A 14,760-nucleotide genomic window follows, 5' to 3' on the forward strand; every position below is an offset into this window, starting at 1 on the left:
GTCAGGCTGCCTGCTGGGCACCTTCAAACGCTTCTTCTGCCGTATGCCCTTCGTCTTCGAGGATCCGCAGGCATTCGCGGTAAACGACCGGCTTGCCGAGACCTAACCGCGCGCGGGCGGCATCAATCGGTTCACGCATGAGGGACTCGATGTCCTGGTGAGCCAGCTTGGCCGCTGCTTTACCCAGCCTGCGGCCTTCTTTGACGGCTTCGAAAATCGGCGCAGCAGTGCCCGATTCCTTCTTCATCTGGCGTGCCCCGGCATAGGCAATGAACAGCACGCCGCGATTGTGGTTCTGCGCATAGCTGAAGCCCAGCAGGCAGATTTCACCCAGCGGATCGCGGCCATAGCCGGTCAATACGTGAAACAGATCGTGCGTGTCGCGAAGCCGCTCGAAATACCATTCGTACAGGTCCTGCGGGCGTTGATCCTGCGGTAGCCATTTATACGATTCGGCGACCAGGCCAGCAGCGGTCAGGCCTTCGCTCTTCATGAACCGCATATAATGCTGGGCAACCGTTTCCGGTCCGCAGTCTGCCCAGCGATCATGATCGTCGAGCATTGCAGGTATATCGAAATCCTTGCGCAGCAATTCGCGGCCCGGTTCTGACTGGACAAAGTCTGCGGCCTGGCGTGCGCTCTTCCTGCCTTTCAGCGCCTCAATAATGTGAAAGACCTGTTCGGTATCTTCCTTGTCCGCGATCAGATTGCGAAAATGACGCATCGCCTTGAAGGGCTGGAACCCTGCAAGCTTGCGTGCCGGATGTTTCAAAGGCCTGTCGATCGCTGCCATATCAAATCTCCTGCGGGTCAATCTGATCATTACTTACAACGGTGTCAATTAGGGAGACGTAAAAGCCCTTCCCATTCGGACTGCACCGTACGATATCTACGACATGAAAAATCATGATTCCGTTCCGTATTGCCTGCCCGACATCAGCGATCAGGAACGCATCGTACGGGCGCGCGAATATCAGGAATTGCACGCAAAACGCCGAACCTGCCGCTATTTCTCTGACGAGCCAGTTCCGCGTGAAGTCGTCGAATACGCGGTTCAGGCGGCGGGAAACGCGCCCAACGGCGCAAATCACCAACCGTGGCATTTCAGCGTGATATCTTCGCCAGACAAGAAGAAGGCAATCCGCGAGGCGGCAGAGGCAGAGGAGCGTGAGTTCTACGGCGCCGACGGGGAAAACGCGCGCGCCAGCGATCAATGGCTGGATGCCCTGTCTCCGCTTGGCACTGACGAAGACAAGCCCTTTCTGGAAACAGCCCCTTGGCTGATCGTGGTGTTCGCTCAGCGCAAGGGCGGCATCGAAGAAGACGGAAAGACGCAGAATTACTACGTCAATGAAAGCGTGGGAATTGCTTGCGGGATGCTACTCTCCACCCTTCATGCGGCAGGGGTCGCCACCCTGACCCATACCCCCTCGCCTATGGGTTTCCTGCGCGATCTGTGCGGCCGGCCTGCAGAAGAAAAGCCTTTGATGATCATCGTCGCGGGCAAGCCTGCACCCGGCGCCACCGTTCCGACACACGCGTTGAGAAAAAAGCCGCTCGATATGATCAGCAGCTGGTTGTGACGCCAGCTGCCTGAATCAGCCGGCCCGGTCCCCGATCGGGATGTCCAACAGATCGAGAATGTCAGACAGATTACCCGTGTCGACCCAGCCTGACGCCGCATCGCGCGCTTTCGGCTTTGCCATATAGGCGATCCCGTAATCGGCTTCGCCCAGCATCGGAATGTCATTCGCGCCGTCACCCGCGGCCATGACATGCGGTGAGGATATCTTCGCACGTTCTTCCAGCAATACGTTCAGCTTGGTCGAGCTGTCCGCAATCGGCCCAACAAGCCCGCCGGTAAGCGCGCCGGATGCAACCTCCAGACGGTTCCCGACAACACGGTCAAAGCCGAGATCCTCGGCCACGGCATCGGCAAAATGATGGAACCCGCCAGTGACCAGCACAGTTCGGCAGCCATGGGCCTTGAGGGTATTGAGCAACGTTCTCGCGCCGGCCATCGGCCTGATCCGTTCGGCCAGGCAGCGATCTATCGCGCTCTCTTCAAGACCGCTCAGCAGCGCAACGCGCTCGCGCAGCGCCGCTTCGAAATCTAATTCCCCCAGCATCGCCCGTTCGGTAATCTCGGAAACCTGATCTTTCATTCCGGCGAAGTCGGCCAGCTCGTCGATGCATTCTTGCCCGATGATCGTCGAATCCATGTCCGATACGAACAGTTTCGGTATTTCTATATCGTTGGTTGAAAACAGCGCGGCTTGCGGCTGCATGATATCTTCGACAACTGCGCGCAGGGTGCGCATATCGCCCTCTGGCAGTGACAGATGCAAAACCTTGCCTGCGTGTTCGAGCATCCGGACCATTGCCACCGACATGCCTTTTTCGCTGAGCGCGTTCACAACACGATCAAGGCGAGTTTCAAGTCCTTCCGGGTCTGCTATCAACCGGGCGATGAGCAATGCAAAGTCTCCTGAATTGGGCGAACAGCCAGCGCGGCTGCCGCCCCTCGCGCTCATTGCAGGGCCGACGGCCAGCGGCAAGAGCGATCTGGCAGTAAAGCTGGCCAAAAAGCTGGAAGCACAGGGGCGGCCAGCAGCGATCATCAATACCGACAGCGCACAGGTTTACCGCGATTTGCAGGTGCTGAGCGCCCGGCCAAACGAACAGGAAATGCAAGGCATCCCGCATTTCCTGTTCGGTGACTGGGACGGCGCGTTAGCATGTTCGACTGCGGAATGGGCGGGGGCCGCGAAAAAAGTGATCGCCCAATTGCATGATGCCGGCTGCGTTCCGATTCTGGTAGGGGGAACGGGCCTCTATATGCGCACACTGCTCGACGGGATTTCGCCCATCCCTCCGATCGAACCGGCAATAAGAGAAGCCGTCCGCGCCATGCCGCAGGTGGAGGCACGGGCCGCACTGGAAATCGAAGATCCCGAGGCGGCAAGCCGGCTGGCTCCGGCGGACACCACCAGAACCGCAAGGGCTCTGGAAGTGATCCGCTCGACGGGATCTCCGATGTATCACTGGCACGGCAAGCTGGTGGGCGGGATCGGCGGCGATGTAATGCTGCACCCACTCGTCCTGCAACCCGATCGCGAATGGCTGTATGAACGGTGCGATCGGCGCTTCACGCTTATGCTTGATCAGGGCGCCGTCCAGGAAGTGCAGCAGCTCGCGGCGCGCGGCCTTAATCCGGAATTGCCGGTGATGCGTGCGATCGGCGTAAGGGAGATTATGGGCTGGCTATCCGGGGATCTTTCCAAAGAGGAGATGATCGAGGCGGGTCAGCTCAGCACGCGCCAGTATGCAAAGCGCCAGTTTACCTGGTTCCGGAACCAGCCACCGAAAGATTGGCCAAGGTCTGCGCCGGAAAATACCGATATTGGCAGTATATTTGAATTATTATTGCGCAATTAGGCCTTGACGAATCATTTTATATCTTTAGTGCAGGCGTCGGTCATAGCCCGGTGCATCGTCCCTTGCGCCGGGCTAAATTTTTGACCAGCGAACATTCGCGACTATGGAATTGGAGGAAACAGTGTCTGAACAGGAGCGCAGCGGCGCATCGATCTTGATCGAGAGCCTGGTTGGTCAGGGTGTCGAATTCATCTTCGGCTATCCGGGCGGCGCCGTGCTGCCGATCTATGACGAATTGTTCGAAGACCAGCGCATTCGCCATATCCTTGTCCGTCACGAAGCCGGCGCAGCCCACGCCGCCGAAGGCTACGCCCGTTCAACCGGCAAGCCGGGCGTCGTACTCGTTACCTCCGGCCCCGGTGCAACCAATGCAGTCACCGGCATCGCCGATGCCTATCTTGACTCGATCCCGTTGGTCGTAATCACTGGACAGGTTCCGACCGCGCTCATCGGGACAGACGCGTTTCAGGAAGCCGATACGATCGGGATTACCCGGCATTGCACGAAACACAATTACCTCGTCAAAGACCCCAAGGATTTGCGCGTCACGATCGAGGAAGCCTTTCGCATTGCCACGAGCGGACGCCCCGGCCCGGTGCTGATCGACATCCCCAAGGACGTGCAGATCGCATTGGCCGACTGGGACGCCGTTTCGGAAGCACCGCCCGCCTCTGCCCGTTATCAGCCGCGGACTGTCGGCAAGAAAGACAAGATCAGCCAGGCGGTCGAGATGATCGCTCAGGCAGAATGCCCCGTTCTCTACACGGGCGGCGGAATCATCAATTCGGGCCCGGAGGCAAGCACGCTTCTGCGCCAGTTGCAGGACATTACCGGAGCGCCTGTCACATCAACCCTGATGGGATTGGGAGCATTCCCGGCCGAGCATCCCGACTGGCTCGGTATGCTGGGTATGCACGGCACATACGAAGCCAACATGGCGATGAACAAATGCGACCTGATGGTCTGCATCGGCGCACGCTTCGATGACCGCGTGACAGGTCGGCTCGACGCATTTTCGCCCGATTCAAAGAAAATACATATCGATATCGACCGTGCGTCGATCAACAAGGTTGTACCGGTCGATCTGGGAATTGTCGGGGACTGCGGCACCGTTCTACAACAATTGATCGATGGTCTCGCCTCCGTAAATCCAATGGATCTGGGTGAATGGAAGGCCCGGATCGCCGGATGGCGCGCCCGTGAAAGCCTCGCCTACCCCGAACGCAGCGATTCCCTGATGCCGCAAAAGGCAGTTGAGCGGTTGTTCGCTCTCACCCGTGACCGAAAGCCAATCATCACGACCGAAGTCGGCCAGCACCAGATGTGGGCCGCGCAATATTTCGGCTTTTTCGACCCTAATAAATGGCTCACCAGCGGCGGCCTCGGCACAATGGGCTATGGTCTGCCCGCCGCGATCGGGGCGCAGCTGGGCAATCCGGACGACCTCGTCATCGATATTGCAGGTGAGGCGTCCATCCAGATGAACATTCAGGAACTCGGGACCGCCAGCCAATACCGCCTGCCGGTCAAGGTATTCATCCTGAACAATGAATATATGGGAATGGTCCGCCAGTGGCAGGAACTGACCTATGAAAGCCGCTATTCCAATTCCTATTCGGACAGCCTGCCCGACTTCGTTCGCCTGGCCGAGGCCTATGGATGGAAAGGTATCCGCATCCATGACGAAAGCGAACTCGATGCGGGAATCGTGGCCATGCTGGAGCATGACGGGCCTGTCATCGTGGATTGCCAGGTTTCCAAGGACGCCAATTGTTACCCGATGATCCCCAGCGGCGCGGCACACACCGATATGCTGCTGTATGGCGATCAGGTCGAAGGGACCATGGACGACGAAGCGAAGGCTTTGGTGTAAGGGCACGATAATGCATATCAAGGAAACAACGGCAGAGCGGCACGTGCTCGCCATCACGGTTGATAACGAAGCCGGTATTCTCGCGAAGATCGCAGGCCTTTTCACCGCGCGCGGTTACAATATCGACAGCTTGACCGTGGCCGATATTGCTGAAGACCACGCAATCAGCCGGATCACCATCGTCACCAACGGCCCGCCAGCGGTTATCGACCAGATCGAGGCCCAGCTGGAACGGTTGGTGCCGGTGCACAAGGTTGTTGACCTGACAACCGCCGGTGCGCACGTCGAACGCGAGCTGGCGCTGATCAAGGTTACCGGCAAGGGCGATGCGCGGGTCGAGGCCCTCCGCACAGCTGAAATTTTTCGCGCTCAAGTCGTCGATTCGACCACTTCGAGCTTTGTTTTCGAACTCACAGGATCCCCAGAAAAGATCGACAATTTCATCATCCTCATGCGCGAGCTTGGGTTGGTGGAAGTCGGACGGACGGGGATCGTTGGAATGATGCGCGGTGCAAAAAGCACCTGACGAAAGGGAAATGATGAAAGTCTATTATGATGCCGATGCCGATCTGAACCTCGTCACCGGAAAGAAGATCGCAATCGTCGGTTACGGCAGCCAGGGTCACGCCCACGCTCAAAACCTGCGTGACAGCGGCGTGAATGACGTGGCTATCGCCCTTCGCGAAGGTTCCGCGACCGCCAAGAAGGCTGAAGATGCCGGATTCAAGGTTCTGACGAACAAACAGGCCGCTGAATGGGCCGACATCGTCATGATCCTGGCACCTGATGAACATCAGGCAGCGATCTGGGAAAATGATCTCAAGGGTAACATGAAAGCCGGCAGCGCGCTGGCATTTGCCCACGGCCTGAATATCCATTTCGGCCTGATCGAGGCACCATCAGATATCGACGTAATCATGATCGCGCCCAAGGGTCCCGGCCACACGGTGCGCAGTGAATACCAGCGCGGCGGCGGTGTGCCTTGCCTGATCGCAGTCGATCAGGATGCAACCGGAAACGCGCACGATGTTGCGCTCGCCTATGCCAGCGCGGTCGGTGGCGGCCGTTCGGGCATCATCCAGACCAATTTCCGCGAAGAATGCGAAACTGACCTGTTCGGCGAGCAGGCTGTCCTTTGCGGCGGGATAACCCACCTGATCCAGGCAGGTTTCGAAACGCTGGTTGAAGCCGGATATGCGCCAGAAATGGCCTATTTCGAATGCCTCCACGAAACCAAGCTGATCGTCGATCTGCTGTATGAAGGCGGCATTGCCAATATGCGGTATTCCATCAGCAACACTGCGGAATATGGTGACATCACCACAGGCCCGCGGATCATCACGGATGAAACCAAGGCAGAAATGAAGCGTGTTCTGGCCGATATCCAGTCGGGCCGTTTCGTGAAGAACTTTGTTCTCGACAACCGCGCCGGTCAGCCGGAACTCAAAGCATCGAGGAAAGCCGCAGAAGCCCATCCGATCGAAAAGACCGGGTCGGAACTGCGCGCGATGATGCCATGGATTTCAGCCAACAAGCTGGTCGACAAGGACAAGAACTAAAACCAATTGCTGCGCCGGCCCGCCCGCTATGGGCGGCCGGCACAGCAAAAATCAGCTGGCAGACTTTGCCGCTGCCTCGACCTTGCTTCGGTCAGCGAGCAGAACGGTACTTGTACCCTTGGCCAGCACGTTGCCTTTGCTGTCTTTCAGCACACCTTCGAAGAAACCTGTCCGGCGGCCGTCTCGCTCCACCCACCCCTCGGCTATGACCAATCCAGGCCGTGCTGGCGCGAAGAAGCTCACTTTGAGCTCCAGCGACATCGGCACGATGTCCTTTCCTTTCAGGGCAATCGCGGCATGGGCCATTGCTGCATCGATCCAGCCCGTGACGAAACCGCCCTGCACCACGCCGCCCGAATGACACTGAGCGGCAGTTGCTTCATATTCCAGAACGGCGCGCCCGGCTTTGTCCAGTTCGACGATCCGAACCAGTCCCATCGTCTTGTATAGCGGCTCTGCCGGGTTGCTTTCCATGAACATTCATTCCCTTGCGTGATGTAAGATTGTTTCTCAGCCTGGCTAACCTACTTTGCCTTTACAAGCCAAACGGCAACCCTCATAGAATGAGACATGCCAAAGGCCATCGAACTACTCCTGCGACTTACCCGCCCTTGGGCGTGAAGACCGGCGTGCTTAATCGGGTGCGCTGATCGCCCAAGGGAAAACGCCAAAATTCCACAAAATCGCAGTTTCGAGTTTCATCAATGACCATGCTCAGCAACCCTTCTCGCAAATATCAGGCATTTCCGCAGATCGACCTGCCCAACCGGCAGTGGCCGGGCAATGTCATATCCGCCCCGCCCCGCTGGCTTTCGACTGACCTCAGGGACGGCAACCAGTCGATTATCGATCCCATGGACGCGGTGAAGAAAAACCGGTTTTTCGACCTGCTGGTTGAAATCGGGGTCAAGGAAATCGAGGTCGGTTTTCCGAGTGCCGGCGCGACCGAATTCGACTTCATTCAGGGGCTGGTGCGATCCGGCAGGGTACCCGGTGACGTAATGCTTCAGGTCCTGACCCAGTCTCGCGAAGACCTGATCCGGACATCTTTCGAAAGCCTGGAAGGCGCCGGCACGGCCATCGTACATCTCTACAACGCGGTCAGCCCGGCATGGCGCGATATCGTGTTCCGTATGAGCAAGGACGAAGTCCGGGAGATCGCTATTCACGGCGCGAAAGTGATGCGTGACGAGGCCGCCAAACGGCCCGATACCGACTGGAATTTTCAATATAGCCCTGAAACCTTCTCCACCGCCGAACTCGATTTCAGCATCGAGGTTTGCGAGGCGGTGATGGACGTGCTGCAACCCACTGCTGAAAAGCCGATCATTCTCAATCTCCCGGCCACGGTGGAGGCGGCAACCCCAAACATTTATGCCGACCAGATCGAATATTTCTGCCGTAACCTGCCAAACCGCGAGGCGGCGGTCATCAGCCTGCATACGCATAATGATCGCGGAACAGGTGTCGCTGCCGCGGAACTGGGCCTGATGGCCGGGGCAGACCGCGTAGAAGGATGCCTGTTCGGCAATGGCGAACGTACCGGTAATTGCTGCCTCGTGACTGTCGCGCTCAATATGTACACGCAAGGTATCGATCCAGGGCTCGATTTCTCGGATATCGACCGCGTCATCGAAACTGTCGAATATTGCAACCAGATCCCGGTTCACCAACGCCATCCCTATGGCGGCGAACTGGTGTTTACCGCGTTTTCCGGCAGCCATCAGGACGCGATCAAGAAAGGGTTTTCCGCTCACGAAGCTCAGAATGACGAACGGTGGAGGATACCTTACCTGCCGATCGATCCGGCTGACCTTGGCCGTAGTTACGAGGCCGTGATCCGGGTGAATTCACAAAGCGGCAAAGGCGGGTTTGCCTGGGTTCTCGAGCAGGATCAGGGCTTGAAGCTTCCCAAGGCAATGCAGGCCGATTTCTCGCGCCACGTTCAGCATCTGGCCGATGAACTGGGCCGCGAACTCAACGCTGCGGACATCTGGGATGCGTTCCAGACTGCTTATCATGTCAAAACCCCGGACAAGCATTTCCAGCTCGTCTCTTACGAAGAAAGCCGGGCCACAGACGGAACCCGCGTATTCGCCGGTACTATCTCGGTTCAGGGCAAGGAACAGAGCGTCAGCGGCAGAGGCAACGGCCTGATTTCTTCGGTGATCGACACCATCCGTGAAAGCTTCGGCGTAGAACTGGAAGTCAGCGATTATAGCGAGCATGCGCTTGGTGCCGGCACCCATGCCAATGCTGCCGCCTACCTCCAGTGCCGTGACGCCAGCGGACGAACATTGTGGGGCGTAGGGATTGATGAAGACGTCGCGACAGCCAGCGTGCGCGCGGTGTTGAGCGCGGCAAACTCTGCAATTGCGAAGTGACCTCGATCAGCTGCCGATGCGTTTCAGGAACAGCTTCGTTTTGCCGTTCTTGCCCCGCAATTGCAGTTTTTCGCCTTTGAGCCGGTAATAGAAGACCAGATCGGTGTAATTGATGTGCATCTGGTCCTCGTTGATCTGAAACGTCTGGTACACTTCGCGGCCAGCTTCGGGACCTGACTTGCGCTCAGTGATGAGCTCGCCGTCGCCGGTCAGTTCAACCGTGTCGCCGCGCAAGACATCATTGAGGCCGCGCTGGCGGGTCACTTCCCATCGGCCAATAACGCCAAGGTGGCGCATTTCAGCGGGCACATCACCCTGCCCTGCCAATGCACCCGCTCTGCCGAGCAGTCCCGCAACCATTTCGCGTTCCTTGCCGATGCCAGCAAATTCTGCACCACCGAGCCGCTCCGACAATCCGGAAATCATCCGGTATGCGCCCGGTGCATCGCCTTTCGCATGATACAGTTCCAGCGCACCGGAAAGCGAAAGGTATTCGTCGACCAGCGCCTGCGCCAGTTTCAGGTTCTGCGGAACTTCACCGCCGGGCAGCATAACCGTGTCTGAATTCGACCCGGCAGCGCCGCTGCGCGCGTCGGTATAGCTGACTGCAACCGACATCAGCGGCTGTTCATTGGGCGGCGCACTGGCCCCATCCGTGGTTTCAAGACTAGTAAAAATCCCGCCGCCGTTACTGGAAAGGAAAGCGGACCCGATGGTGACTGTGATCGCGCCCGCAGGGGCCTGGGTCAGCACTTCATTGGGCACACCGTAAACCGCGTTCAGCTTATAACCGGCAGACGGGGTCATGGTGATCGTCACATCATGGGCTACTTCCGTGACCATGTTAAAGAATTCGCTCTGGAAAAGCGCCGGTGCATCGGCATCCGTGGCCAGATAAAACAGGTTCCCGCCGCGCACACTCGATAGCTGCATGGCCAGTGCGTTGTCGAAATCCCGCCCGACACCGATCGTGGTCATCCCGACACCGCGCCGCGAACCGGACACAGCCTGACCCATAAACCCGTCTGGATCGGTGTTGCCGACATTAGGCTTCTCATCCGTCAGCAGCATCATGCGGGTCTTGCGGCCGGACTGTTCCAGCTCTGCGAAAGCGGTCTCGAATCCCAGACGAAGGCCCGCCTCCATGAAGGTTGATCCCTCAGCCTCGATTGCCGAAATCGTTTCCGCAATCATCTCGCGATTGCCGCCGATATCGGTCACCGGCAGCAACAGGTTCGTCTCAGTCCCGAATTCGACGATGCCAAGGCGGTCCCCGTCGCGCATCATCGAGATTGCCTGCAGCAAGCCTTCTTTCGCGCGGGCGATTTTCTCACCGGACATGGAACCCGACCGATCGATTACCGCAATCAGGCTTAGCGGTTCTTTCTGGAGGGCATCCGCATCCGCGTTGCTTTCAAAGCCCAGCCCGACAAAATACTCGTCTTGCGGGCGCGTGGGCAGATTGGCCTCCGCCGCGTATCCCGCAATGCAGAACAGCTGATCGCATTCCGACTTGCTCGGCAGGGCCAGATCATATTCGCCCAGCAGTCCTTCGATCGTCAGGCTTTCTGGTCTGGGCAGAAATTCGCCGTCCAGCGAAAGGGACCGGAACTGCTTGATATCCTGTGATCCGCTTTGCCTGAGCCGAGTCGCCGTGACGATGATGGTTTGCTCCCGCGCCTCTTCGTCTTCAGGCATCTGGTTCTGAGCCAACAGGCCCGCATCAGCGGTTAAGAGAACCCCCGCTGCCAAACCGGCAAAGGCAATTTTCGGATCCAAAAGCTTCATGTTCGCGACCTCCTGACATCACTCTAACACTTTCATTCCATTTCCGGAAAGTGATAGTGCAGAGTAAAATTTCCGACAAATCTACGCCTTCCCTCAGCTCTCGACAGGTCAAATTTCCACCTTACAGTGCATCAAGGGAGAAACTTTATGACCGAAGCAATACTCGAACCCGATCTGCCGATCATCGACCCGCATCATCATCTGTGGGACCTGCGCCCGATGCTCCCCGCTTTTCCCGAGCCGAGGCACCCGTTTCTGGATGCAATCGTGGGCGCTGCTTATTACACGTTCGACCAATTGCATGCCGATGTTTCCAGCGGGCATAATGTGGTCGGCACGGTCTTCATGGAATGCGGTGCATTCTACCGTGCCAACGCCAGTGACGAGATGAAGGTCCTCGGCGAGGTCGAGTTTGTAAACGGTGTCGCCGCGCAGTCTGCCAGCGGCCTCTACGGCCCTCTTCGTGCGTGCGCATCCATCGTGGGCCACGCCGATCTGACGCTAGGCTCGAAGGTCGGCCCGGTTCTCGATGCCTTGGAAGCGGCGGGGAATGGCCGGTTCTGCGGCATTCGGCATCAGGGCGCATGGGATGCCGATCCAGACGTGCTGGGCGCGCCATTTCATGCCCCGGAAGGGTTGTATGGCTCCGACGCGTTCCGGTCTGGATTTGGCGAGTTCGCAAGCCGCGGGCTGACGTTCGACGCGTGGGTACTCGAACCTCAGATCGGCGATGTGACCGATCTGGCAAAGGCATTCCCCGATCAGAAGATCGTTATCGATCACTGCGGCACGCCTCTGAACATCGCATCATACCACGGCAAATTGCACGAAAACTTCGACCGGTGGCGTTCGTCGATCCACGCACTTGCAGAATGCCCCAACGTGTCGGTCAAACTTGGCGGGTTGGCGATGGCGTTCTGCGGCATGCCGGAACACGGACCTGCAAAAGGCGTCGGTTCGGAGACTCTCGCAGCGATGTGGCGCCCGTATATCGAGACCTGCATCGAAGCGTTCGGCACAGATCGCGCGATGTTCGAAAGCAATTATCCCGTCGACAGGTGGGGCGCCAGCTACCCGGTATTGTGGAACGCTTTCAAGCGAATCACATCCGGTCATTCAGCCGACGAAAAGGCCGCGCTCTATGCCGGAAATGCCGCCCGGTTCTACGGCATTGAAGAACTGTTGACGTAGGGTCGGCGGGCCCCAACATCGGTGGCAAGTGCGGAAACTCGACAAGACCATTGTGAACCCATAAACCGCAAATTCAATTTCAATTCGCAACGGAGCACCCGATGACCCTGCCCGCACCCTTTGACCGCCTGCGCCTTCCCATAATCGGTTCACCGCTGTTTATCGTATCTGGCCCGGAACTGGTCATCGCGCAGTGCAAGGCCGGGATCATCGGTTCCTTCCCTGCTCTCAATGCCCGCCCTTCCGGCGTGCTGGATGAATGGCTGCACCGGATCACTGAAGAACTGGCCGCGCACAATCGTGACAATCCGGACCGCCCGGCAGCGCCTTTTGCCGTCAACCAGATCGTGCATCGTAGTAACGATCGTCTCGATGAAGATATGGAAGTTTGCGCGAAGTGGCAGGTGCCAATGGTCATCACTTCACTCGGCGCGCGCGAAGAAGTGTTTGCTGCGGTCAAGGCATGGGGCGGTATCTCGATGCATGATGTCATCAATGACCGTTTCGCGCGCAAAGCTATTGAAAAGGGCGCCGACGGATTGATCCCGGTCGCGGCTGGTGCCGGCGGACATGCAGGCACGCAATCCCCGTTCGCGCTGATGCAGGAAATTCGCAGCTGGTTCGATGGTCTGGTCGCGCTGTCGGGATCTATCGCGCACGGGCGTTCGGTGCTTGCGGCGCAGGCAATGGGCGCGGACTTCGGTTATATCGGATCGGCATGGATTGCGACCAAGGAGGCCAATGCCGACGAAGCCTACAAGCAGGAAATCGTCGACAGCCGTGCGGCCGATATCGTCTACACAAACCTCTTCACCGGCGTTCACGGCAATTACCTGCGCGGATCGATTGAGAAAGCTGGCCTCAATCCTGACGATCTGCCGCAAAGCGACCCGAGCAAGATGAATTTCGGGTCCGGCGGAAACAGCAAGGCGAAAGCCTGGAAGGATATTTGGGGTTCCGGCCAGGGCGTTGGAGTAGTCGATGCGGTCGACAGCGTTGCAGACCGTGTGGACCGGCTTGAGCGCGAATATCACGAAGCGAAACGTGACCTGCTGGCGAAGCTGGTTGATTGATTGAGTGCAAGGTTAGCGGCCAGATACTTCTGGCCGCCGACTGATGACTACCCCCTCCAGACACGCACGAATTTTCCGTTGCGCGACGGTTCAAGGCGCAGAGCATTGCCGTCGGGCCCGATCACCTGTTCGACGCTGCTGACAGGCGGCGAAAGCAGCAATTGGCCAAGCAGGCGTGATGCCAGTCGCATCGCATAGTCGCGATCTTCGGTGAGTTCAGGTTCAATCCTGAGTTCTTGCCCGGTGAAGTGAGCCAGTCCAGTGCTTTGCAGTCCGCCATCCAGCGAACTGTTGACCGGTGCGAGTAATTGCGCGGGCAATGTACCGCCATCCAGCCATCGGGCCATGTCAGACTGGAAATGCCCGGGCTCAATCGCAAGTTCTGCAGGTCTCCAGATGACCGCAATAACATCAGGCAAAGCGGCGCTCAGGGCAACGCCGATTTCCATGATTCCACGCAGAATCGGAAGGTGCGAGCTCGCATTTCGCAGGTGCGGGCCGAGGGAAATCGCCAATGTGTCGGGGAGCGAGTCCGGCCAATAGTCAGTATCGCTATATCCGAAATGGTGGCGAGGCCGTGCAATCCGGGTCTCTGCATTTACGCCAAAGCCAGAGATATCGTAGGTCAGACCATCGACGAGGAGTTCCGCCCATCCTGCATGCTCAATCGCATCGGGCACGTGGCTAACGAAGATCCGTTCGCTGGCTTCGAGAGCCGTCAGAACAGTCGCCGCATCGGCTTTCGCCCCTTCAGCAAACGCCAGCAACAACAACCCCACTGGCCTCGCTTCATTCTGGGGTTGTTTCCGTTTTATCGCTTTGCGCTCCCTACTCGTCCTCTGGGAGCCTATTGACTAGGTTTTTCTGCGCAGTCGAGTCCCTCAAAAGATGAATAATCCGAATTGGATGCAACAAATCAAAACATTCCGATCGTCAGACCTTCAGCCAGCGCCGCGCCCAATTCACGGCACGTTTCTTCGTCGTTACTTGCAATGATTTTGGGCGTGAGGATTTGCTCCGGTGTTTGCGCATCGCAATTGATTATCAGCGGCTCAGCCACTCGTTTGAGACGCCAACCCTTAGCAATTCGGTCGATCTGCCGCTGCGCCCCCTCACCATCAGACCCGGCGGCGATTGCGGTGGCGTATGCCCTGCCCTCGATTTGGCCGAGTACTGGATAGTAACACCGGTCGAACATTTCTTTCATCAGACCGGACATGGAGGCGAGGTTTTCAGGACACACGAATAGGTACGCACCGGCGTTCACTATGTCGCGAGGCTCCACGGCATCTGCGGCCAAGATCCGGCCAACCTCACCCGCGCCTTCGAGAACCGCTTTGGCCATCGCCTCGCTCGCTCCGGTGCGGCTATGCCAGATTATCAAAAGCTTTTCATGTGGATCAGCCATGGCCGGACCATCGCGTCCGGCTGTCGATTGTCAACATCTACCCTTT

At 58.0% G+C, this 14,760-nt stretch carries 14 protein-coding genes; 8 read left to right on the forward strand and 6 right to left on the reverse strand.

The features are described 5' to 3' along the window. Position 1 precedes the first annotated feature (1 nt). Positions 2-793 carry a Coq4 family protein gene (locus tag GRI43_RS04920; protein WP_160729939.1) on the reverse strand — a complete coding sequence of 264 codons (792 nt, stop codon included), beginning with the start codon at positions 791-793 and terminating at the stop codon, positions 2-4. A gap of 103 nt (positions 794-896) precedes the next feature. On the opposite strand from GRI43_RS04920, the gene GRI43_RS04925 reads away from it, so the two are divergent. After that, the gene (locus tag GRI43_RS04925; protein ID WP_160729940.1) at positions 897-1,583 is read left to right on the forward strand and encodes a nitroreductase family protein; all 687 of its coding nucleotides are present in this window, start codon (positions 897-899) and stop codon (positions 1,581-1,583) included. Positions 1,584-1,598: 15 nt separating this feature from the next. Here the strand turns inward: GRI43_RS04925 and serB are convergent, their stop codons facing one another. Beyond that, positions 1,599-2,477: a phosphoserine phosphatase SerB gene (gene serB / locus GRI43_RS04930; RefSeq protein WP_160729941.1), complete on the reverse strand. Its 879-nt coding sequence runs from the start codon at positions 2,475-2,477 to the stop codon at positions 1,599-1,601. On the opposite strand from serB, the gene miaA reads away from it, so the two are divergent. The 4 genes from miaA (at position 2,470) to ilvC (ending at position 6,870) form a co-directional block, all read left to right on the forward strand. Then, positions 2,470-3,438, forward strand: a complete 969-nt coding sequence (miaA, locus tag GRI43_RS04935; RefSeq protein ID WP_160729942.1) for a tRNA (adenosine(37)-N6)-dimethylallyltransferase MiaA — start codon at positions 2,470-2,472, stop codon at positions 3,436-3,438. The genes serB and miaA overlap by 8 nt on opposite strands. 103 nt (positions 3,439-3,541) lie before the next feature. After that, on the forward strand, positions 3,542-5,311 hold the full coding sequence (gene ilvB / locus GRI43_RS04940) for a biosynthetic-type acetolactate synthase large subunit (RefSeq protein ID WP_160729943.1): 1,770 nt from the start codon (positions 3,542-3,544) through the stop codon (positions 5,309-5,311). 10 nt (positions 5,312-5,321) lie between these two features. Further along, a complete protein-coding gene (ilvN, locus tag GRI43_RS04945) occupies positions 5,322-5,837 on the forward strand; it encodes an acetolactate synthase small subunit (RefSeq protein WP_160729944.1) in 516 nt (171 codons plus the stop codon). Positions 5,838-5,850: 13 nt separating this feature from the next. Continuing rightward, the gene (gene ilvC / locus GRI43_RS04950) at positions 5,851-6,870 is read left to right on the forward strand and encodes a ketol-acid reductoisomerase (protein ID WP_160730645.1); all 1,020 of its coding nucleotides are present in this window, start codon (positions 5,851-5,853) and stop codon (positions 6,868-6,870) included. 51 nt (positions 6,871-6,921) lie between these two features. On the opposite strand, the gene GRI43_RS04955 is transcribed toward ilvC, so the two are convergent. Beyond that, entirely contained in the window at positions 6,922-7,344 is a 423-nt protein-coding gene (locus tag GRI43_RS04955; RefSeq protein ID WP_235903608.1) for a PaaI family thioesterase, read from the reverse strand. 230 nt (positions 7,345-7,574) lie between these two features. Between GRI43_RS04955 and leuA the strand changes: the two genes are divergently transcribed. Next, on the forward strand, positions 7,575-9,254 hold the full coding sequence (gene leuA / locus GRI43_RS04960; RefSeq protein ID WP_160729946.1) for a 2-isopropylmalate synthase: 1,680 nt from the start codon (positions 7,575-7,577) through the stop codon (positions 9,252-9,254). Between the two features lie 6 nt (positions 9,255-9,260). Here the strand turns inward: leuA and GRI43_RS04965 are convergent, their stop codons facing one another. Further along, positions 9,261-11,042: a vWA domain-containing protein gene (locus tag GRI43_RS04965; protein ID WP_160729947.1), complete on the reverse strand. Its 1,782-nt coding sequence runs from the start codon at positions 11,040-11,042 to the stop codon at positions 9,261-9,263. 147 nt (positions 11,043-11,189) lie between these two features. Here GRI43_RS04965 and GRI43_RS04970 point away from each other — a divergent pair, with 147 nt between their 5' ends. Then, positions 11,190-12,233, forward strand: a complete 1,044-nt coding sequence (locus GRI43_RS04970) for an amidohydrolase family protein (protein WP_160729948.1) — start codon at positions 11,190-11,192, stop codon at positions 12,231-12,233. A gap of 101 nt (positions 12,234-12,334) precedes the next feature. Continuing rightward, on the forward strand, positions 12,335-13,306 hold the full coding sequence (locus GRI43_RS04975; protein WP_160729949.1) for an NAD(P)H-dependent flavin oxidoreductase: 972 nt from the start codon (positions 12,335-12,337) through the stop codon (positions 13,304-13,306). Between the two features lie 47 nt (positions 13,307-13,353). Here GRI43_RS04975 and GRI43_RS04980 read toward each other — a convergent pair whose 3' ends face one another. Together GRI43_RS04980 and GRI43_RS04985 are read right to left on the reverse strand one after the other, a co-directional pair. After that, on the reverse strand, positions 13,354-14,085 hold the full coding sequence (locus tag GRI43_RS04980) for a hypothetical protein (protein WP_160729950.1): 732 nt from the start codon (positions 14,083-14,085) through the stop codon (positions 13,354-13,356). Between the two features lie 137 nt (positions 14,086-14,222). Next, positions 14,223-14,714 (reverse strand): flavodoxin family protein, encoded by a 492-nt coding sequence (locus GRI43_RS04985; protein WP_160729951.1) that lies wholly within the window; start codon positions 14,712-14,714, stop codon positions 14,223-14,225. Positions 14,715-14,760: the final 46 nt, after the last annotated feature.

The sequence above is a fragment of the Pontixanthobacter luteolus genome, assembly GCF_009828095.1.
Classification (GTDB): Bacteria; Pseudomonadota; Alphaproteobacteria; order Sphingomonadales; family Sphingomonadaceae; genus Pontixanthobacter; species Pontixanthobacter luteolus.

Coding starts and splice junctions, on each gene's coding strand:
- leuA (WP_160729946.1), top strand. CDS start 7,575: ATGACCATGCTCAGCAACCCTTCTCGCAAATATCAGGCATTTCCGCAG.
- GRI43_RS04985 (WP_160729951.1), bottom strand. CDS start 14,714: ATGGCTGATCCACATGAAAAGCTTTTGATAATCTGGCATAGCCGCACC.
- miaA (WP_160729942.1), top strand. CDS start 2,470: ATGAGCAATGCAAAGTCTCCTGAATTGGGCGAACAGCCAGCGCGGCTG.
- GRI43_RS04970 (WP_160729948.1), top strand. CDS start 11,190: ATGACCGAAGCAATACTCGAACCCGATCTGCCGATCATCGACCCGCAT.
- GRI43_RS04920 (WP_160729939.1), bottom strand. CDS start 793: ATGGCAGCGATCGACAGGCCTTTGAAACATCCGGCACGCAAGCTTGCA.
- GRI43_RS04925 (WP_160729940.1), top strand. CDS start 897: ATGAAAAATCATGATTCCGTTCCGTATTGCCTGCCCGACATCAGCGAT.
- GRI43_RS04965 (WP_160729947.1), bottom strand. CDS start 11,042: ATGAAGCTTTTGGATCCGAAAATTGCCTTTGCCGGTTTGGCAGCGGGG.
- ilvC (WP_160730645.1), top strand. CDS start 5,851: ATGAAAGTCTATTATGATGCCGATGCCGATCTGAACCTCGTCACCGGA.
- ilvN (WP_160729944.1), top strand. CDS start 5,322: ATGCATATCAAGGAAACAACGGCAGAGCGGCACGTGCTCGCCATCACG.
- GRI43_RS04955 (WP_235903608.1), bottom strand. CDS start 7,344: ATGGAAAGCAACCCGGCAGAGCCGCTATACAAGACGATGGGACTGGTT.
- GRI43_RS04975 (WP_160729949.1), top strand. CDS start 12,335: ATGACCCTGCCCGCACCCTTTGACCGCCTGCGCCTTCCCATAATCGGT.
- ilvB (WP_160729943.1), top strand. CDS start 3,542: ATGGAATTGGAGGAAACAGTGTCTGAACAGGAGCGCAGCGGCGCATCG.